Below are 18,637 nucleotides of genomic sequence, written 5' to 3'. Positions count from 1 at the left end.
CGCCAGCCTAGCCGCCGGATTGAGTATCTTGGAATCGATGAACTCCCCCGTCTTCGTTGACGTCGATACCGGCGTGGATGATGCGCTGGCGCTGATGTACCTGTTCGCCAGCCCGGACGCCGAAGTGATCGGCATCGCCTCGACCGGGGGAAACGTTGGGGTGGAGCAGGTTTGCGAAAACAACCAGGGCCTGCTGGCGCTGTGCGAGCGCACCGGCATACCGGTCTCCAAGGGGGCCGGGGAAACTCTGACCGGACCGATGCGGCTGCCGTCAAAAGTCCACGGCCCCAGGGGATTGGGTTACGCCGACCTGCCACCGGGTTCTGCCCGGCTCACCGACTACGACTCCGCCGAGGCCTGGGTGCGCGCGGCGCGGGCCTATCCCGGTGAGCTGATCGGGGTGGCGACCGGCCCGCTGACCAACCTGGCGCTGGCGCTGCGCGCCGAGCCCGAACTGCCTGCGCTGCTGAAACGGCTGGTGATCATGGGCGGGTCCTACGACCACCGGGGCAACACCACCGCGGTCGCGGAGTGGAACATCAGCGTGGACCCCGAGGCGGCGGCCGAGGTGCTGGCCGCATGGTGCCCAGAAAATGCTGGGCGACAACGGCTCCCGATCCTGTGCGGCCTGGATCTGACCCGCAAGGTGGCGATGACGCCCGATCATCTGGCGCGGCTCGCGGCGGCCGCGGCGTCGACGACGACGCGGCTGAGCGAACACGACCCCGCCGGAACCCGGTCGACGGCGTCCAACCCGCTGATTCGGGTGATCGAGGACGCAATGCGGTTCTACCTGGAGGCCTATCACGAACGCGGCCATGGGTACCAGGCACACCTGCACGACCCGTTGGCCGCCGCCGTCGCGCTGGATCCCGAGCTGGTCACGACGCGCCCGGCGACGGTGGACATCGAGCTGACCGGAACCCTGACCCGCGCCATGACGGTGACCGACTGGTCGGACCGCCGAGAACCCAACGCGCTCATCGGGATTGACGTCGACGCGGCGGCATTCTTCGATCGGTTCATCGAACGGGTGGGCCCTTTTGCACGTCAAATAGGGGGTGGCGGATGAAGATTCGTGCGATCGAGCTGATCCGGGCGGGGTGGGGCGCGGTGCTGCTCGCCGCCCCCAACCAGGTGCTCGACCACATCCACGGGGTGCAGGTCGACCGTAAGGCGCTCGTCGTCACCCGGATCCTGGGCGCACGCCACCTGGCCCAGGCGCTGCTGTCGGGGGTCAACCCCGGCCCGGAGGTGCTCGCGGCCGGGGTCTGGGTCGACACCGTGCACTCGGCGACCGCGCTCGGCCTGGCCGTGGTCGACCGGCACCGCGCGCGCGGCGGGGTGACCGACGCCGTCGTCGCGGCGTCGTGGGCGGGGTTGGGCTGGCGTCACCTGCGCGCCGGAAAGGCCAGGACCGACGGCGTGCGCGGCCGCGACCGACTGGCCCGCACCGTGGTGGGCGCCCTGCCCGGCGGCCGCGGGCTGATGGCGCGCGCGGCGGCGGTACGCGCCGGATAACGCCCGGCGAGCGCGCGGTATCCGCGAAGCGAGGGCAGGCGCATCCAACGCTTCTGACGTTGGGGACAATGACACATTGTGTTTTCATGATTTGGTGGGGAACGGGGCTCGGCGTCACGCGTGGCAGCCCTGACCAGATGAAAGGTTTCGCGAGTCATGACCGAGTTGGTTACCGGGAAAACGTTGCCGAATGTGGTCGTCACTGGCGTCGCCATGACGACCGCGCTGGCAACTGATGCCGAAACCACCTGGAAGCTGTTGCTGGACAAGCAAAGTGGTATCCGCAAACTCGAGGATTCGTTCATCGAGGAGTTTGACCTGCCGGTGCGTATCGGTGGGCATCTGCTGGAGGACTTCGACGGCGGGCTGACGCGGGCCGAACGCCACCGGATGGGCTACCTGCAGCGGATGTCGACCGTGTTGAGCCGACGGGTCTGGGAGAACGCCGGCTCCCCCGAGGTCGACCCCAACCGCCTGATGGTGTCCATCGGCACCGGCCTGGGGTCCGCCGAGCAGATCGTGTTCAGTTATGACGATTTGCGCGCCCGCGGCATGAATGGGGTCTCGCCGCTGGCCGTGTCCAAGTACATGCCCGACGGCGCGGCCGTCGCGGTGGCCCTGGAGCGCCGCGCCAAGGCCGGGGTGATCACGCCGGTGTCGGCGTGCGCGTCGGGTTCTGAGGGTGTGGCGCAGGCCTGGCGCAACATCGTGTTCGGCGAGGCCGACGTCGCCATCTGCGGTGGCGTCGAGGTCAGGATCGAGGCGGTCGCGATCGCGGCGTTCGCCCAGATGCGCATCGTGATGTCGACCAAGAACGACGACCCGGTGGGCGCCTGTCGCCCGTTCGACCGCGACCGCACCGGCTTCGTGTTCGGCGAGGCCGGCGCGCTGATGGTCATCGAGACCGAGGAACACGCCAAAGCCCGCGGCGCCAACATCTTGGCCCGCATCATGGGCGCCAGCATCACCTCCGACGGCTACCACATGGTGGCCCCGGACCCCAACGGCGAACGCGCCGGACACGCCATGAGCCGGGCCATCCAGCTCGCCGGCCTCAGCCCCTCCGACATCGGCCACGTCAACGCCCACGCCACCGGCACCTCGGTCGGAGACGTCGCCGAGGGCAAAGCCATCAACAATGCGTTGGGCAGCAACAAACCGGCCGTCTACGCCCCCAAGGCCGCACTGGGCCACTCGGTGGGTGCGGTCGGTGCCGTGGAATCCATCCTGACCGTGCTCGCCCTGCGCGACCAGGTGGTCCCACCCACGCTCAACCTGGAAAACCTCGACCCCGAAATCGACCTCGACGTCGTGGCAGGCAAACCCCGCCCCGGCAACTACGAGTACGCGATCAACAACTCGTTCGGCTTCGGCGGACACAACGTGGCCATCGCCTTCGGGCGGTACTGAAACTCGTTTGGTGGGCGGAGCGGGGGGTACGGCCCCGAGTATGGCCTTCGCCGAGTATCAAAACGAGCTGTACGACCAATCGCTGCACGGCAATCAGCCGCAGTACCCGATCAGGTTCGAGGAGCTGGAGAAGAAGGCGTCGGCGGCGATGACGCCGAAGGTGCTGGGCTACGTGGCCGGCGGCGCCGGCGACGAACACACCCAGCGCGCCAACTGCGAGGCGTTCAAGCACTGGGGGTTGTACCCGCGGATGGGGATCGCCCCCGAGCAGCGGGACATGTCGGTCGAGCTGTTCGGCATCAGGTTCGGTTCCCCGATCTTCATGGCGCCCATCGGCGTCATCGGGGTGTGCGACCCGGACGGCCACGGGGACATGCTCTGCGCGCGGGCCTCGGTCCGCACGGGTGTGCCGTTTTTCGTCGGGACGCTGTCGGCCGACCCGATGGAAGACCTCGCCGCCGAGCTCGGCGACACCCCGGCGTTCTTCCAGCTGTACACGCCGCCGGATCGCAAGATGGCCGCCAGCCTGGTGCACCGCGCTGAGGCGGCCGGATTCAAGGGCATCGCCGTCACCCTCGACACGTGGGTCACCGGCTGGCGCCCCCGCGACCTCAAGGGCGGGAACTACCCGCAGGTGCCCAGTGGCTGCCTGGCCAACTACACCAGCGATCCGGTTTTCCGCGCCAACCTGAGCCGCGGCGAAGACGCCACCGAGGCGGCGGTGCGCAAGCTGCCGATCTTCGGTGGGCCGTTCCGGTGGTCGGACCTGGAATGGCTGCGGTCCGAGACCAACCTGCCGCTGATGGTCAAGGGCATCTGCCATCCCGATGACGTCCGGCGCGCCAAAGACATTGGGGTGGACGGCATTTACTGCTCCAACCACGGCGGAAGGCAAGCCAACGGCGGGCTGCCCTGCCTGGACTGCCTGCCCGCGGTGATCGAGGCCGCCGACGGGATGCCGGTGCTGTTCGACTCGGGAGTGCGTGGCGGCGCCGACATCATCAAGGCGCTCGCGCTGGGCGCGACCGCCGTGGGGATCGGCCGCCCGTACGCCTACGGGCTGGCCATCGGTGGTGTGGAAGGCGTGGTGCACGTGCTGCGCTCGCTGCTGGCCGAAGCGGACCTGATCATGGCCGTCGACGGATATCCCTCGCTCAAGGACCTGACCCCCGACGCGTTGCGACGCGTCGAATACGCTGTAGCGCAGGACTATTCGTAACTCCCCTCCACATACCAGCGTCGCTGGCGATAGCACAGTAGCAGCGCACGCTCGCTCTCCAGCAACACCTGGACACGGGCGGTGCGACCCTTACTCAATTCGGGATCCCACCATCGCTCGTCGACCGGCCAGGGCCCGGACCACCAGCACAGCCGCTCCTCGCGGCCGTGGGCGATCATGCGCGCGGGGTCGGCGGAGAACAGCCCCCGGATGGTCACCCGTATCGGGTTTCCTTGGGCGTCAATCAGTTCCACCGGGTCGTCCAGCAGCACCGCCGGTGACGGCTCGGGCAGCCGGCCGGGCCACGGCGGATCGGGATCGGCCCGCGGTACCGGCTCGTCACCGAGCGGGATCAGCGTGATGCGCTCGGCCGGGCCGCGCCCGCCGGACAGCACCGGCACGCGCACCGCCTCCGGGCCGAGCAGGCCCTGCACCCGCACCAGCGCCCGGCGGGCCCGCAGCCTGTCCTCCTCGCCCAGGCCGCCCCAGAGCGGCAACTGCAACGCCTCGGCGGAGACCACCTCCACCGCGCCCAGCCGCAACAGCGTCACGGCGGCGGTGGGACGGGGATTGTGCGCGGTGCGGCTGCTCAACCATCCGTCCAGCTGCCAGCGCACCCGGTCGGCGGTCGCGTCCTCGGTCAACGGCTCGGCGCATCGCCATACCCGGTGCAGTTCTTCGCCGTTGGCGGTGACGGCGTGGATGGCCAGCCGGGTGCAGCCCACGCCGGCGGCCATCAGTGTCTGATGCAGCCTGCCGGCCAGTGAGCGCCCGGCGAACGCCGCGGCATCGACCCGGTCGATCGGCGGATCGCAGTCCAGCACGGCCTCGAGTTCGGCCGGCGGCTCCCGGCCGGACGGCGGCCGCTCGGGTTCGCCGCGGGCCAACCGGTGCGCGGCCACCCCGTCGGCGCCGAACCGGGAAGCCACGTCGCTGCGTGACAGCGCGGCGAACTGCCCGATGGTGCGAATCCCCATCCGCCACAACAGGTCCGTCAGCTCTTCGCGGCCTGCGCCGGACAGACTCGGCTCGGTGGCAAGCTGCCGGATGGACAGCACCGACAAAAACTTCGCGTCACCCCCCGGCTCGACGACACGGCCCGCCCGCGCCGCGAAGACCGCGGTGGACAGCTGGTCGGCGACCCCGGCCTGACACTCGGCGCCGGCCACTGAACTCACGGCCACCGCATCGATCAGCCGTTCGGCGGCGGTGACCTCGGACCCGAAATAACGGGCCGCCCCGCGCACCGGCAACACCAGGAGGCCGGGCCGCAGCACCTCGGCGCGGGGCACCAGGTCGTCCACCGCCGCGATCACCGCCTCGAAGAAGCGGGCGTCGCGGTCCGCGTCGGCGGCGGTGACGTGCAGTTGCGGGCACCGGGCTGCCGCCTCCCGGCGTCGCAGCCCCCGCCGCACACCCGCCGCCCGGGCCGCCGCCGAGCAGGCGATCACCCGGTTGGCCAGCGTGACCGCGATCGGGGCGGTCGCGGACAGGCCCGCGGCCGTCGCCGCCGCGACCGCGGGCCAATCCATGCACCAGATCGCCAAAACCCGGGAATCGGACGGGGACAATGGAATTCACCCGGCTCGCGCCGGGGTCATCACGCGTCGTCCCGCGCACGTCCCGCTGACCTGCAGCCGCACCGCGCCGATCCGGCCGAATCCGGGGCGGCTGTCCGCGGTGATGTCATAGCCACAGACCCGGGCGGCAAGGCGCGTCGGCGCCCCCTGCCAATCGCCGCCGGTGACCAGCAGGGTGCAGCCCTTGTTCCGGGCGCGGGCCACCACCGCACGCGCCCGACTGGGCGGCACCCGGCACCCGCCCAGCCCCAGGACCACCAGGTCCATGCCGTCGACGAGCACGGCGGCCACCTCCACCGGATCGGTGCCGGGATCCGGTATCACCGCGAGACGGCTCAGGTCCGCCCCCATCTCCGCGGCGGCCAGCAGCCCGATGTCCGGCTGGCCGACGATTGCGGCGTTGCCACCGGCCGCCGTGACCGCGGCCACCATGCTCAACAGCAGCGACCGGGCACCCGAGAGCACCGCGACCGTTCCCCGCGGCACCGGGGCGGGCAGCAGGTCGGCCAGCCACGGCGGGAGGGCCAGCTGGGTCTCCGAGTCCGGCAGCAGGTCCCCGGCGGCCGCAGCGGCGGCGGTGAGCCCGGCCTTCTTCCCGGAGATGCTCGCCATCCGCCTGCGAAGCGATTCCAGCTGTTCAGCTCGGGTTTCCTGGCGGGGACTGGAGGCAAAAGCCGCGGTCATGACAGCCTCCTATCACCAGCTTTCCGGGAGCTTCCGGGGAGTGTATTCGAATGTATGTTCGATACATTTCGAAGTAAACACCCGCCGTCTGACAACCGTCAAGCGACGTGAGGGACAGCGTTATGCGATCGGTACGGGTGTGGCTGATGGGTGCAATGTGGCCGCATTTTTGCCGAAACTAGGCCGGACCGGCTACTCCCATTCGATGGTGCCGGGCGGTTTGCTGGTGATGTCCAGCACCACGCGGTTGACCTCGGCCACCTCGTTGGTGATGCGGGTGGAGATTCGCTCCAGCACCTCGTAGGGAACCCGGGTCCAGTCGGCGGTCATGGCGTCCTCACTGGTCACCGGCCGCAGCACGATCGGGTGCCCGTAGGTGCGGTTGTCGCCCTGCACGCCGACCGAGCGGACTTCGCCCAGCAGCACCACCGGGCACTGCCAGATCAGGGTGTCCAGGCCCGCCGCGGTCAACTCCTCGCGCGCGATCGAGTCCGCGCGGCGCAGGGTGTCCAACCGCGGCGCGGTGACCTCGCCGACGATCCGGATCCCCAGGCCGGGGCCCGGAAAGGGCTGGCGCGCAACGATTTCTTCCGGCAGGCCCAGCTCGCGCCCGACCGCGCGGACTTCGTCCTTGAACAGCAGCCGCAGCGGCTCGACGAGTTTGAACTTCAGGTCGTCGGGCAGGCCGCCGACGTTGTGGTGGCTCTTGATGTTCGCGGTGCCGCTGCCGCCGCCGGACTCCACCACGTCCGGATACAGCGTGCCCTGCACCAGGAAATCGACGTGAGAATCCCCGTCTCCCACAATGTCTCGCACCGCGCCCTCGAAGGCCCGGATGAACTGGCGGCCGATGATCTTGCGCTTGCCCTCGGGATTGGTCACGCCCGCCAGCGCGTCCAGGAAGGTGTCGGCCGCGTCGACGGTGACCAGGTTGGCGCCGGTGGCGGCCACGAAGTCGCGTTGCACCTGCGCGCGCTCCCCGGCGCGAAGGAGCCCGTGGTCGACGAAGACACAGGTCAACCGGTCACCGATGGCCCGCTGCACCAGCGCGGCGGCCACCGCGGAATCGACGCCGCCGGACAGCCCGCAGATCGCCCGGCCGTCGCCGATCTGGGCGCGCACCTGCTCGATCAGCACACCGGCGATGTTGGCCGCGGTCCAGTCCGCCCCCAGCCCGGCGAAGTCGTGCAGGAATCGGCTGAGCACCTGCTGACCGTGCGGGGTGTGCATGACCTCCGGGTGGTACTGCACACCGGCCAGGCGACGTTGCCGGTTCTCGAAGCCGGCCACCGCCGCGCCGGAGCTGCTGGCCACCACCTCGAACCCGTCCGGTGCGGCCGTGACCGCGTCGCCGTGGCTCATCCACACCGGTTGCGAACTCGGCAATCCCGAATGCAGTTCGCCACCAATGACTTTCAGTTCGGTGCGGCCGTATTCGCTGGTGCCGGTGTGGGCGACCGTCCCACCCAGCGCCTGCGCCATGGCCTGAAACCCGTAGCAGATGCCGAACACCGGCACCCCGAGATCGAACAGCGCCGGATCGATCTGGGGCGCGCCGTCGGCGTAGACACTGGACGGCCCGCCGGACAGCACCAGCGCCAGCGGGTCGCGGGCCTTGATCTCCTCGACCGTGGTGGTGTGCGGGATCACCTCGGAGAACACCCGCGCCTCGCGGACGCGACGGGCGATCAGCTGCGCATACTGCGCGCCGAAGTCCACGACGAGCACCGGTCGGGCCGGCGATCCGGACGCATCGGTTTCAAGAGTTTCGGTGGGGTCGGCCACGCAGGCGAGTCTAGTGGCTGTCCGCGTCGCCTCCGCCCCGCAGGGCTACAGCGCAAATGCGCTACGCAGCGCGCCGACGGCCGCCGCGTCGCCGTGAAACTCGATTCGCCGCAGGGCGGCGTCGCGCTCGCCTTCCTCGGCCCCCAGCCGGGCGGTGACGAGGTCCGCCGCCGTGGCCGTGATCGTCACCGCGGGCTCGCCGCGCGCCGCGCCGAGGCGGCCTTGCGTGACGGCGAATTCGAAACGGCGACCGTCGATCTCGACACGGCATGTAGTTTCCACTCCAGCGGCCCTACCCGGATGGAAGCCCAGCAGGATTCCGGCCAGAAATCCGTTGAGCGGGGACGCCGGCCCATCGCCGATCGGGTCCAGGTGGTCCAGCCCGAACCACGCGATGCTCTGCAGGATCGGCAGCACGCGCTGCCAGCCCAGATCACTGAGGGTGTAGACGGTGCGACCGATCGGGGCCGGCAAGTCGCTGCGGTCAACGAGCCTGGCGTCCTGAAGCTCCTTGAGCCTTTCGGCGAGCAGATTGGTTGCGATGCCGGGCAGTTCGGCCCGCAGGTCACCGTAGCGACGCACGCCGCCGACCAGCTCCCGCAGGATCAGCAGGGTCCACCGCTCACCCAGCACATCGAGCCCGCGGGCGATCGGACAGTTCTGGTTGTAGTTCCTGCGGGACGCCACCATGCCACTCTACCTGCCGTTAGACATCTTTTTCAACTTCTTACTTGATTTGTTTGTCTTCTAGATTTACTGTTTTGTCCATGCGCACCGAACCGACATTCCGAGATCACCCCATTGCCGCGCTTGCGGTCATCTGCCTCGGCGTCTTCGTGATCAGCGTCGACGCCACCATCGTCAACATCGCGCTGCCCACGCTGTCGCGTGAACTCGGCGCCGACACCGCGCAACTGCAATGGATCGTCGATGCCTACACCCTGGTGATGTCCGGCCTGCTGCTCTCGGCGGGCAGCCTGTCCGACCGCTATGGCAGGCGAGGCTGGCTGAATTCCGGGCTAGCGCTGTTCGCGTTGACGTCTGCGGTTGCGGCACAGGCGAATTCCGCCGATCAGCTGATCGCGGCGCGTGCGGCCATGGGGGTGGGAGCGGCGGTGATATTCCCGACCACGCTGGGACTGATCACCAATATCTTCACCGACCCGGTGCCGCGGGCGAAGGCAATCGGGCTGTGGGCGGCCATGGTTGGCGTCGGGGTGGCCGTGGGACCGATCAGCGGCGGCTGGCTCCTCGAACACTTCTGGTGGGGGTCCATCTTCATGGTGAACATTCCGGTCGCCGCGCTGGCCATCATCGGCGCCACGTTGTTCGTTCCGAGCTCGCGCGACCCCGCAGCGCCGCGCGTCGACGTGCCCGGCTTAACCCTGTCCGCGATCGGGATCACCATGCTGGTCTACACCGTCATCGAGGCGCCCACCTGGGGATGGACCGACGGCCGGACCATGGCCGGATTCTCCTTCGCCGCAATCTTTCTCGTCGCGTTTGCGCGCTGGGAGCGGCGCAGCACCCATCCGATGCTGGACGTCTCGGTCTTTTCGAATCGCCGGTTCTCCGGCGGCAGCCTGGCGGTGACGGCGGGGTTCCTGACGCTGTTCGGCTTCATCTTCGTCATCACCCAGTACTTCCAATTCATCAAGGACTACACGGCGTTTCAGGCCGGCGTGCGGTTACTGCCGGTCGCCGCCTCGATCGCGCTGGCCAGCATCCTGGGGCCCCGGCTGGTGGAACGGATCGGCACCACCGCCGTCGTCGCCTCGGGCCTGGCCGTGTTCGCGGCCGGTCTGGCTTGGGCGTCCACGGCCGATGGGGCGACGCCCTATGTCCAGATAGCCACACAGATGCTGCTGCTCGGCGGCGGCCTCGGCCTGACCTTTTCGCCGGCCACCGAGGCGATCATGGGATCGCTGTCCGCCGACAAAGCGGGGGTCGGCTCGGCCGTCAACGACACCACGCGCGAACTCGGGGGCACGCTCGGAGTGGCCATCGCAGGCAGCATCTTCGCGTCGGTGTACTCGGGCCATCTCGGTGCGTCCGCACTGACGGGACTGCCCGCCGATGCCATGCGCCATTCGATGGCCGTGGCGCACACGGTGATTCAGCATCTACCCGCGCAGCAAGCCGGGCATGTGCGCGCCGCGGTCGATCGCGCGTTCCTGGACGGGCTGCGGGTCAGCTCGCTGGTGTGCGCCGGCATCGCGCTGGGCGCGGCGATCGTCGTCGGCTGGCTTCTCCCAGCCAGGGAACCGGCGCGTCAACAGGAAAGGACACTCCGATGAGTACCGCACCACAGGGCAGCACATACGTTCTCGGCCACGCCGACGCGGAGGTGCAGCGACTCCTCCTGCAGGGGCAGCTGTACGACGACTACACCGAGCATGCGCTGCGGCTCGCCGGGCTGCGCCCGGGCATGCGGGTGCTCGACATCGGGTCCGGGCCCGGTGACGTGTCGTTCATCGCCGCTCGGTTGGTCGGGCCGACCGGAACCGTTCTCGGCGTCGATGCGGCACCTGCGATGGTCGAACTCGCCCGCGCCCGTGCCGCCGAAAAGGGCTTGTCCACGGTGCATTTCACGCAGTCCGCGATCGACGCGATCGCGCTGGACGAACCTGTGGACGCCGTCATCGGCCGGTTGATCCTGATGCATTTGCCCGACCCGGCCGCCACCGTCCGCCACCTCGTCTCGTTCGTGCGCCCGGGCGGGGTTGTCGCGTTCTCCGAGAACGACATCACCGGTGCGCACGGCGTTCCGGACACGCCGATGTTCCGGCGGGTGACGGGGGGGATCGTTCGCGCTTTCGAGGCCATGGGGCTCAGCCCGCGGTTCGGCACCACGCTGCACACGATCTTCGCCGACGCCGGCCTTGGCGCGCCGCGGCTGACCCTCGGCACGCCGATCGGCACGCCCGCCGACACCGACATCCTGGCCTACCTCGCGGAAGTCTGGCGGCTGGTGTCCCCCGTCGCCGAACAAGGGGGCTTCGCCATCGACGAGCTCGCCGACATCGACGAATTCGTGCCGCGATTCCGTCAGGAGGCGCTCGCCGTCAACGCGCTCATCGCGATGCCCCCGATGATCACCGCATGGGCGCAGGTGCGGAAATGAGCGGCACCATCGAAAACCAGTACTCGACCGGGCTGTCGCGACCCGGCATCGAGCGCGCCCTGCTCGACGCAGGCAAGGACGTCGACGACCTGGCGCCCGCGGACCTGGGGCCGCTGGAGGACTTTCACACCATGGGCCGCTACGCCACCGCCCAGTTGCTGGAGCTGGCCGGGATCACCAGCGAAAGCCGCATTCTCGACGCCGGCAGCGGGATCGGCGGCACCGCCCGCTACCTCGCCGACCACTACGGCTGCGCGGTCGCCGCCGTCGATCTCACCGCTGAGTACTGCGACACGCACCGATGGCTCAATCGACTTGTCGGGCTGGACGATTCGATCACCGTCGAACAGGGTGACGTCACCGCACTGCCGCTCCCCCGCGGCTGCGTCGAAGTGGTGGTCAGTCAGCACGTCCAGATGAACGTGGCCGACAAGGCTCGTCTGTACGGCGAGGCCCGCCGCGTCCTCACGCCCGGAGGCCGGCTTGCGCTGTGGGACTTGACCATTGGCGACGGTCACACCCTCGACTTCCCGCTGCCCTGGGCCGACGCACCCACCGACAGCCACCTGGTGACCCCCGACGAGCTGCGCACCCTGGTCAGCTCCGCCGGGTTCGCGGTGCGGCACTGGAACGACCTCACCGAGACCGCGAGCTCGCTGATGCAGGCGTTGCTGGCCCAGCCGCCCCAACCGCTGGGCCTGCACGCGTTCGTCACCGACTTCGGCCGCAAGGCCGAGAACCTCACCCGGGCGCTGGCCGATGGCAGACTGCGCGCGATCCAGGGCGTCGCCACGGCAATCGGCGGCTGAACGCTTGGCGACACACATGGCGACATGGTGGAGTGGGTATCGGTTAATCAGCCCCCGAGACCAGAGAGGACCGCCGGTGAGCTCAGCGCTGGGTCTGCCCGAGAAAGTGCGTGCCTGCCTGTTCGACCTCGACGGCGTGCTCACCGACACCGCCAGTGTGCACACCAAAGCCTGGAAGGCCATGTTCGACGCCTACCTGTCGGACCGGGCCAAACGCACCGGCGACAAGTTCGTTCCCTTCGACCAGGCGGCCGACTACCGCGAATACGTCGACGGCAAGAAGCGCGAGGATGGCGTCCGCTCGTTCTTGGAGAGCCGCGACATCCACCTGCCCGACGGCAGCCCCGACGATCCCGACGACGCCGAGACGATCTACGGCCTGGGCAACCGCAAGAACGACATGTTCCAGAAGGTCTTGAAGGAAGACGGCGTCAAGGTGTTCGACGGGTCGCGGCGCTACCTGGAGGCGGTGTCGGCCGCGGGGCTGGGCATCGCCGTGGTGTCGTCGAGCGCCAACACCCGCGACGTCCTCGAGATCACCGGCCTGGACCGGTTCGTGCAGCAGCGGGTGGACGGCATCACCCTGCGCGACGAACACATCGCCGGCAAACCCGCCCCCGACTCCTACCTGCGCGGGGCGCAGCTGCTCGACGTCCCCGCCGACGCCGCGGCCGTGTTCGAGGACGCCTTGTCGGGGGTGGAAGCCGGCCGGGCCGGTAACTTCGGGTTCGTGGTAGGCGTCGACCGAGTGGGCCAAGCCGAGGACTTACGCCGCAACGGCGCCGACGTGGTGGTCACCGACCTCGCCGAGCTGCTGGCGTCATGATCACCGACGAATCGTTCCCCGTTGATCCCTGGCATGTGCGCGAGACCCAGCTCGACCTCAACCTGCTGGCCCAGTCCGAATCCCTGTTCACCCTGTCCAACGGGCACATCGGGCTGCGCGGCAACCTCGACGAGGGCGAGCCGTACGGCCTGCCGGGCACCTACCTGAACTCCTTCTACGAGATCCGTCCGCTGCCCTACGCCGAGGCCGGTTACGGCTACCCCGAAGCCGGCCAGACGCTCGTCGACGTCACCAACGGCAAGATCCTCCGGCTGCTGGTCGAGGACGAGCCGTTCGACGTCCGCTACGGCGAATTGCTCTCCCACGAGCGGGATCTGGACCTGCGCGCCGGGACGCTGACCCGCACCGCGCACTGGCGCTCACCCGCGGGCAAAGAGGTCAGGGTGATATCCACCCGGCTGGTGTCGCTGGCCCAGCGCGGCGTCGCCGCGATCGAGTACTCCGTCGAGGCGGTCGGCGAGTTCGTCCGGGTGACGGTGCAGTCCGAGCTGGTCACCAACGAGGACCAGCCGGAGACCTCGGGTGACCCCCGGGTGTCGGCCATCATGGAGAACCCGCTTGAAGCGGTCGACCACGAAAACACCGACACCGGAGCGGTTCTCATGCACCGGACGCGCAGCAGCGCGCTGATGATGGCCGCGGGTATGGACCATGAGGTCGATGTCGAGGGGCGCGTCGAGGTCGGCACCGATTCCCGCGCCGACCTGGCGCGCACCACCGTGATCTGCGGGCTGCGCGAAGGACAGAAGCTGCGCATCGTCAAGTACCTGGCGTACGGCTGGTCGAGCATGCGCTCGCGCCCGGCGCTGCGCGATCAGGTCGCCGCCGCGCTGCACAGCGCCCGCTATACCGGCTGGCAGGGGCTGGTTGATTCGCAACGCAAGTATCTGGACAATTTCTGGGACTGCGCCGACGTCGAGGTCGAGGGCGACCCGGAATCCCAGCAGGCCGTGCGATTCGGCCTCTTCCACCTGTTGCAGGCCAGCGCCCGCGCCGAGCGCCGCGCGATCGCCGCCAAGGGGCTCACCGGAACCGGGTATGACGGCCACGCCTTTTGGGACACCGAGGGGTACGTGCTGCCGGTGCTCACCTACACCGCGCCGCACACGGTGGCCGACGCGCTGCGCTGGCGGGCCTCGACCCTGGACCTGGCCAAGGAGCGGGCGGCCGAACTGGGACTGGAGGGCGCCGCGTTCCCGTGGCGGACCATTCGCGGGCAGGAGTGCTCGGCCTACTGGCCGGCCGGCACGGCGGCTTGGCACATCAACGCCGACATCGCGATGGCCTTCGAGCGCTACCGCGTCGTCACCGGCGACGACGAGCTGGAAGCCGACTGCGGGCTGGAGTTGCTGGTCGAGACCGCGCGGCTGTGGCTGTCGCTCGGCCATCACGATCGGCACGGCGTCTGGCACCTCGACGGTGTCACCGGCCCCGACGAGTACACGGCGATCGTGCGGGACAACGTCTTCACCAACCTGATGGCCGCGCACAATCTGCACGTCGCCGCCGCCGCCTGCAACCGCCACCCCGACGCGGCCAAGGCGCTGGGGGTCACCACCGAGGAGGCGGCGGCCTGGCGCGATGCGGCCGACGCCGCCAACATCCCGTACGACGACGGGCTGGGGGTCCATCAGCAGTGCGAGGGCTTCACCACTTTGGCGGAGTGGGACTTCCGGGAGACTCACTCCTACCCGTTGCTGCTGCACGACCCGTACGTGCGCCTGTACCCCGCGCAGGTGATCAAGCAGGCCGACCTGGTGCTGGCCATGCATTGGCGAAGCCACGCGTTCACGCTCGAGCAGAAGGCGCGCAACGTCGACTACTACGAGCCGCGGATGGTCCGCGATTCGTCGCTGTCGGCCTGCACGCAGGCGGTGATGTGCGCCGAGGTCGGGCATTTGGAGCTGGCCCACGACTACGCCTATGAGGCCGCCCTGATCGATCTGCGCGACCTGCACCACAACACCCGCGACGGCCTGCACATGGCCTCGTTGGCGGGTGCCTGGACGGCGCTGGTGTCCGGCTTCGGCGGCCTGCGCGACGACGAGGGCATCCTGTCGCTGGATCCCCAACTGCCCGATGGTATTTCGCGGCTACGGTTCCGGTTGCGGTGGCGGGACTTCCGGCTCACCGTCGACGTCAACCACGACGACGTCACCTACACGCTGCGCGACGGGCCGGGCGGCGAGCTGAAGATTCGCCACTCCGGCCAAGAGCTCGAGTTGAGCACCGACTCGACGACGACCGTCGCGGTGCGTACCCGCAAGCCGCACCTGCCGGCGCCGCACCAACCGCCGGGGCGCGAACCGCTGCATCGGCGGGCCCTGATCGCGGATTCAGTGCGGAATCAGTGAGGGTCGGCGGGTCCCAGAATCCGCTGCACCTCGGCGCCGGTCGCTTCGCGTATCTGGTCATCCGTCAGGTCTTCGATCCCGGTGGCAGAGCGCAGGATTGGCGCGAACAGCCGCCAACCGAACTGCAGTGCAAGGGCATTGGCGACGGCGAGCCGGGCCTTGACGTCGTCGTCGTAGAGCGGCCGCACCCCGTCGAGCAGGGTGGCGATGTTGGGAAAGCGTTTCTGTAGCTGACCGGCCGGATAGCCGTCGAGGACGGTGCGCGCCATCACCCGCATCTGTCGGTCCAGCGAACTCTGCAGCACGGCCGCGGGCGCATCCGTGCCCAGCAGGGCGCTCAGGTTGGCGCCCAGGTGGTCGAGCACGGCGCCGACCAATTGCTCCTTGGTGCCGAAGTGGCGGAACACCAGCCCGTGGTTGACGTTGGATCGCGCGGCGATGTCGCGGATGGACGTCGCGGCCGGACCGCGCTCTGCGAACAGGTCGGTGGCGGCCTCCAGGATCGCCGCGGCCACTTCCGCGCGCCCGGTGGGCATTTTCCCGCGGCCTGTTGCGGAAGTTGTAGTCATCTGACTACACTACCAAATGTAGTCAGATGACTACACCCGTTTTGAGCAAGGACGACGAAAATGACAGGTCAGATAACCGTCACCAAGCTGGGCAGCCGGATCGGCGCCCGGGTGGACGGGGTTCGCCTCGGCGGCGACCTCGACGAGGACGCGGTCGAGACGATCCGCCGGGCGCTGTTGGCCCACAAGGTGATCTTCTTCCGTCACCAGCACCAGCTGGACGACGAGCAGCAGCTCGCGTTCGCCGCGCTGCTGGGCACGCCCATCGGCCACCCGGCCGCCGGCGCCCTGGTCGCCAGGCACGCCCCGGTGATCACCCCGATCGACTCCGAATACGGCAAAGCCAACCGCTGGCACACCGACGTGACGTTCGCCGCCAACTATCCGGCGGCATCGATCCTGCGCGCGGTCAAGCTGCCAACCTATGGCGGCTCGACGCTGTGGGCGTCGACCGTGGCGGCCTATGAGCACCTGCCCGAGCCGCTCAAGCCTCTGGTGGAAAATCTCTGGGCCCTACACACCAACCGCTACGACTACGTGACCACCGAGGCGGCGCTGTCGATGAGCGACACGCAGCGGTCGTTTCGCCAGGCCTTCGAAAAGCCGGACTTTCGCACCGAGCATCCGGTGGTGCGGGTGCACCCGGAGACCGGTGAGCGCACCCTGCTGGCGGGTGACTTCGTGCGCGGCTTCGTCGGCCTGGACAGCCACGAGTCCAGCGCCCTGCTGGAACTGCTGCAGCGCCGAATCACGTTGCCGGAGAACACTATTTGCTGGAACTGGGCACACGGTGACGTCGCGATGTGGGACAACCGCGCGACCCAGCACCGGGCGATCGACGACTACGACGACCAGCCCCGGCTGATGCACCGCATCACCTTGATGGGCGATGTGCCGGTCAACGTGCGCGGCGAACGCAGTCGGGCGGTCAGCGGCGCACCGCTGCAGGTGCTTGCGAGCTAGCCGGCGTCCGCGGTGCGCACCGGATTGATCGGCAGCCAGCGCAGCGCGCCGGGCGCCTCGGCAGGCACCACGGGTGCATTCGGGGCGATCGGCTCCAGCCGGCGGTACGGCTGGCCCTGGATCGGGCGCTGATCGTTCTCGCCGTTGTTCGGCCACAACGATGCGGCCCGCTCAGCCTGGGCGGTGATCGACAGCGAGGGGTTGACGCCCAGGTTGGCCGAGATGGCCGCGCCGTCGACCACGAACAGCGTCGGGTAGCCGTAGACCCGGTGATACGGGTCGATCACCCCATGGTCGGCGTTGTCGCCGATCACGGCGCCGCCGAGGAAGTGCGCGGTCAGCGGGATGTTGAACAGCTCTCCCCAGGTGCCGCCGGCCACGGCGTCGATTTTCCCGGCGATGCGCCGGGTCACTTGGTTCCCGACCGGAATCCAGCTCGGGTTCGGCTCGCCGTGTCCCTGTTTGCTGGTGTACCAGCGGATGCCCAGCTTGCCGCGCTTGGTGTAAGTGGTGATCGAGTTGTCCAGGTTCTGCATCACCAGGGCGATCAGCGTGCGTTCGCTCCACTGACTGACGTTGAGCAACCGCATCATGCGGCGCGGGTCGTCGCGTGCCTGGTCCAACAGCTGCTTCCAGCGCGGCACGTCGGTGCCCTCCGGGCCGGACCCGTCGGTCATCAGCGTCTGCAGTAGCCCCATCGCGTTGGAGCCCTTGCCATAGCGGACCGGTTCGATGTGCGTGTCCGATGTCGGGTGGATCGACGACGTGATCGCCACCCCGTGCGTCAGGTCGAGGTTCGGGTCGACCTCGAGCTTCCCGGCGCCGACGATGGACTCGGAATTGGTGCGGGTGAGCATGCCCAGCCGATTCGAGAGCCGGGGCAGCAGACCCTGATCGCGCATGTTGAACAGCAGGTGCTGGGTTCCCCAGGTTCCCGCGGCCAGGACCACATGCTTCGCCGTGTAGGTGCGCCGGTCGCGGCGCAGCCAACTTCCGGTGCGCACCGTGCGGACCTCCCACAGCCCATCCGGACGCTGCTCGAAACGCTTCACCGTGGTCATCGGAATCACCTGCGCCCCACCAGATTCCGCGAGAGCGAGGTAGTTCTTCAGCAGGGTGTTCTTGGCGCCGTAGCGGCAGCCGGTCATGCAGCAACCACACTCCAGGCATCCGGTGCGCTCCGGCCCCGCGCCACCGAAGTAGGGGTCCGGCACCGTCTTGCCCGGGGCCTTGGTGCCGTCAGGGCCGAAGAACACCCCGACCGGTGTCGGCACGAACGTGTCGCCGCAGCCCATCTCGTCGGCGACCTGTTTGACGATGCGGTCGGCGTCGGTGAAGGTCGGGTTCTCCACCACGCCCAGCATCCGTCGCGCCTGGTCGTAGTGCGGCATCAGCTCGTCGCGCCAGTCGGTGATGTGCTTCCACTGCGGGTCGTTGAAGAATGGATCGGGCGGCACGTACAGCGTGTTGGCGTAGTTCAGCGAGCCGCCGCCCACCCCGGCGCCGGCCAGGATCAACACATTCTTCAGCGGGTGGATGCGCTGGATCCCGTAGCAACCCAGCTTCGGCGCCCACAAAAACTTACGCAGATCCCAGGACGTCTCGGCGAAATCCTCGTCGGAGTACCGCCGCCCTGCCTCCAATATGCCGACGCGGTAGCCCTTTTCGGTCAGCCGCAACGCGCTGACGCTTCCCCCGAAACCCGAACCGATGATCAGTACGTCGTAATCCGGCTTCATCGCACCAGTATGGCCGTACCGACGGGTAACAAG

General features: G+C 68.8%; 16 protein-coding genes. 10 read left to right on the top strand and 6 right to left on the bottom strand.

The features are described 5' to 3' along the window. Window positions 1–37: 37 nt before the first annotated feature. The 4 genes from ACZYVJ_RS19670 (at window position 38) to ACZYVJ_RS19655 (ending at window position 4,150) form a co-directional block, all read left to right on the top strand. Complete coding sequence (locus ACZYVJ_RS19670) at window positions 38–1,072, top strand: nucleoside hydrolase (protein WP_463832554.1); 1,035 nt, start codon at window positions 38–40, stop codon at window positions 1,070–1,072. Then, the gene (locus ACZYVJ_RS19665) at window positions 1,069–1,521 is read left to right on the top strand and encodes a hypothetical protein (protein WP_463832553.1); all 453 of its coding nucleotides are present in this window, start codon (window positions 1,069–1,071) and stop codon (window positions 1,519–1,521) included. The genes ACZYVJ_RS19670 and ACZYVJ_RS19665 overlap by 4 nt, the downstream gene beginning before the upstream one ends. A gap of 156 nt (window positions 1,522–1,677) precedes the next feature. Next, window positions 1,678–2,931 (top strand): 3-oxoacyl-ACP synthase KasB, encoded by a 1,254-nt coding sequence (kasB, locus tag ACZYVJ_RS19660; protein ID WP_463832552.1) that lies wholly within the window; start codon window positions 1,678–1,680, stop codon window positions 2,929–2,931. Window positions 2,932–2,971: 40 nt separating this feature from the next. Continuing rightward, window positions 2,972–4,150, top strand: coding sequence for an alpha-hydroxy-acid oxidizing protein (locus ACZYVJ_RS19655; RefSeq protein ID WP_463832551.1), 1,179 nt, complete (start codon window positions 2,972–2,974; stop codon window positions 4,148–4,150). On the opposite strand, the gene ACZYVJ_RS19650 is transcribed toward ACZYVJ_RS19655, so the two are convergent. From ACZYVJ_RS19650 to ACZYVJ_RS19635, 4 genes are all read right to left on the bottom strand, one after another. Continuing rightward, window positions 4,141–5,682 (bottom strand): DNA polymerase Y family protein, encoded by a 1,542-nt coding sequence (locus ACZYVJ_RS19650; protein WP_463832550.1) that lies wholly within the window; start codon window positions 5,680–5,682, stop codon window positions 4,141–4,143. The two genes, ACZYVJ_RS19655 and ACZYVJ_RS19650, sit on opposite strands and share 10 nt — an antisense overlap. A 45-nt stretch (window positions 5,683–5,727) precedes the next feature. Further along, the gene (locus ACZYVJ_RS19645) at window positions 5,728–6,414 is read right to left on the bottom strand and encodes a hypothetical protein (RefSeq protein ID WP_463832549.1); all 687 of its coding nucleotides are present in this window, start codon (window positions 6,412–6,414) and stop codon (window positions 5,728–5,730) included. A 192-nt stretch (window positions 6,415–6,606) separates the two neighbouring features. Then, on the bottom strand, window positions 6,607–8,199 hold the full coding sequence (gene guaA, locus ACZYVJ_RS19640) for a glutamine-hydrolyzing GMP synthase (protein ID WP_463832548.1): 1,593 nt from the start codon (window positions 8,197–8,199) through the stop codon (window positions 6,607–6,609). Between the two features lie 45 nt (window positions 8,200–8,244). Then, window positions 8,245–8,889, bottom strand: a complete 645-nt coding sequence (locus ACZYVJ_RS19635) for a winged helix-turn-helix transcriptional regulator (RefSeq protein ID WP_463832547.1) — start codon at window positions 8,887–8,889, stop codon at window positions 8,245–8,247. A 77-nt stretch (window positions 8,890–8,966) separates the two neighbouring features. Between ACZYVJ_RS19635 and ACZYVJ_RS19630 the strand changes: the two genes are divergently transcribed. From ACZYVJ_RS19630 to ACZYVJ_RS19610, 5 genes are all read left to right on the top strand, one after another. Beyond that, complete coding sequence (locus ACZYVJ_RS19630; RefSeq protein WP_463832546.1) at window positions 8,967–10,496, top strand: MFS transporter; 1,530 nt, start codon at window positions 8,967–8,969, stop codon at window positions 10,494–10,496. Then, entirely contained in the window at window positions 10,493–11,323 is an 831-nt protein-coding gene (locus ACZYVJ_RS19625) for a class I SAM-dependent methyltransferase (RefSeq protein ID WP_463832545.1), read from the top strand. Before ACZYVJ_RS19630 ends, ACZYVJ_RS19625 begins: the two co-directional genes overlap by 4 nt. Further along, window positions 11,320–12,132 carry a class I SAM-dependent methyltransferase gene (locus ACZYVJ_RS19620; protein ID WP_463832544.1) on the top strand — a complete coding sequence of 271 codons (813 nt, stop codon included), beginning with the start codon at window positions 11,320–11,322 and terminating at the stop codon, window positions 12,130–12,132. The genes ACZYVJ_RS19625 and ACZYVJ_RS19620 overlap by 4 nt, the downstream gene beginning before the upstream one ends. 76 nt (window positions 12,133–12,208) lie before the next feature. Beyond that, window positions 12,209–12,958, top strand: coding sequence for a beta-phosphoglucomutase family hydrolase (locus ACZYVJ_RS19615; RefSeq protein WP_463832543.1), 750 nt, complete (start codon window positions 12,209–12,211; stop codon window positions 12,956–12,958). Beyond that, on the top strand, window positions 12,955–15,333 hold the full coding sequence (locus tag ACZYVJ_RS19610; protein WP_463832542.1) for a glycoside hydrolase family 65 protein: 2,379 nt from the start codon (window positions 12,955–12,957) through the stop codon (window positions 15,331–15,333). Before ACZYVJ_RS19615 ends, ACZYVJ_RS19610 begins: the two co-directional genes overlap by 4 nt. On the opposite strand, the gene ACZYVJ_RS19605 is transcribed toward ACZYVJ_RS19610, so the two are convergent. Beyond that, a complete protein-coding gene (locus ACZYVJ_RS19605) occupies window positions 15,327–15,902 on the bottom strand; it encodes a TetR/AcrR family transcriptional regulator (RefSeq protein WP_463832541.1) in 576 nt (191 codons plus the stop codon). The genes ACZYVJ_RS19610 and ACZYVJ_RS19605 overlap by 7 nt on opposite strands. Before the next feature lie 60 nt (window positions 15,903–15,962). Here ACZYVJ_RS19605 and ACZYVJ_RS19600 point away from each other — a divergent pair, with 60 nt between their 5' ends. Next, a complete protein-coding gene (locus ACZYVJ_RS19600) occupies window positions 15,963–16,865 on the top strand; it encodes a TauD/TfdA dioxygenase family protein (RefSeq protein WP_463832540.1) in 903 nt (300 codons plus the stop codon). Here the strand turns inward: ACZYVJ_RS19600 and ACZYVJ_RS19595 are convergent. Then, on the bottom strand, window positions 16,862–18,604 hold the full coding sequence (locus ACZYVJ_RS19595; RefSeq protein WP_463832539.1) for a GMC family oxidoreductase N-terminal domain-containing protein: 1,743 nt from the start codon (window positions 18,602–18,604) through the stop codon (window positions 16,862–16,864). The two genes, ACZYVJ_RS19600 and ACZYVJ_RS19595, sit on opposite strands and share 4 nt — an antisense overlap. Window positions 18,605–18,637 lie beyond the last annotated feature (33 nt).

The sequence above is a fragment of the Mycobacterium sp. IDUB_3 genome (assembly GCF_055419585.1).
Note: the sequence above shows the minus strand (reverse complement) of the source record. Positions and strands in the feature narration are given on the sequence as shown.

Bases quoted from the DNA above. Each gene is read 5' to 3' on its own strand.
- ACZYVJ_RS19620 (WP_463832544.1), top strand. From the start codon at position 11,320: ATGAGCGGCACCATCGAAAACCAGTACTCGACCGGGCTGTCGCGACCC.
- ACZYVJ_RS19610 (WP_463832542.1), top strand. From the start codon at position 12,955: ATGATCACCGACGAATCGTTCCCCGTTGATCCCTGGCATGTGCGCGAG.
- ACZYVJ_RS19645 (WP_463832549.1), bottom strand. From the start codon at position 6,414: ATGACCGCGGCTTTTGCCTCCAGTCCCCGCCAGGAAACCCGAGCTGAA.
- ACZYVJ_RS19655 (WP_463832551.1), top strand. From the start codon at position 2,972: ATGGCCTTCGCCGAGTATCAAAACGAGCTGTACGACCAATCGCTGCAC.
- kasB (WP_463832552.1), top strand. From the start codon at position 1,678: ATGACCGAGTTGGTTACCGGGAAAACGTTGCCGAATGTGGTCGTCACT.
- ACZYVJ_RS19670 (WP_463832554.1), top strand. From the start codon at position 38: ATGAACTCCCCCGTCTTCGTTGACGTCGATACCGGCGTGGATGATGCG.
- ACZYVJ_RS19635 (WP_463832547.1), bottom strand. From the start codon at position 8,889: ATGGTGGCGTCCCGCAGGAACTACAACCAGAACTGTCCGATCGCCCGC.
- ACZYVJ_RS19630 (WP_463832546.1), top strand. From the start codon at position 8,967: ATGCGCACCGAACCGACATTCCGAGATCACCCCATTGCCGCGCTTGCG.
- ACZYVJ_RS19605 (WP_463832541.1), bottom strand. From the start codon at position 15,902: ATGACTACAACTTCCGCAACAGGCCGCGGGAAAATGCCCACCGGGCGC.
- ACZYVJ_RS19650 (WP_463832550.1), bottom strand. From the start codon at position 5,682: ATGGATTGGCCCGCGGTCGCGGCGGCGACGGCCGCGGGCCTGTCCGCG.
- ACZYVJ_RS19625 (WP_463832545.1), top strand. From the start codon at position 10,493: ATGAGTACCGCACCACAGGGCAGCACATACGTTCTCGGCCACGCCGAC.
- ACZYVJ_RS19665 (WP_463832553.1), top strand. From the start codon at position 1,069: ATGAAGATTCGTGCGATCGAGCTGATCCGGGCGGGGTGGGGCGCGGTG.
- ACZYVJ_RS19600 (WP_463832540.1), top strand. From the start codon at position 15,963: ATGACAGGTCAGATAACCGTCACCAAGCTGGGCAGCCGGATCGGCGCC.
- ACZYVJ_RS19595 (WP_463832539.1), bottom strand. From the start codon at position 18,604: ATGAAGCCGGATTACGACGTACTGATCATCGGTTCGGGTTTCGGGGGA.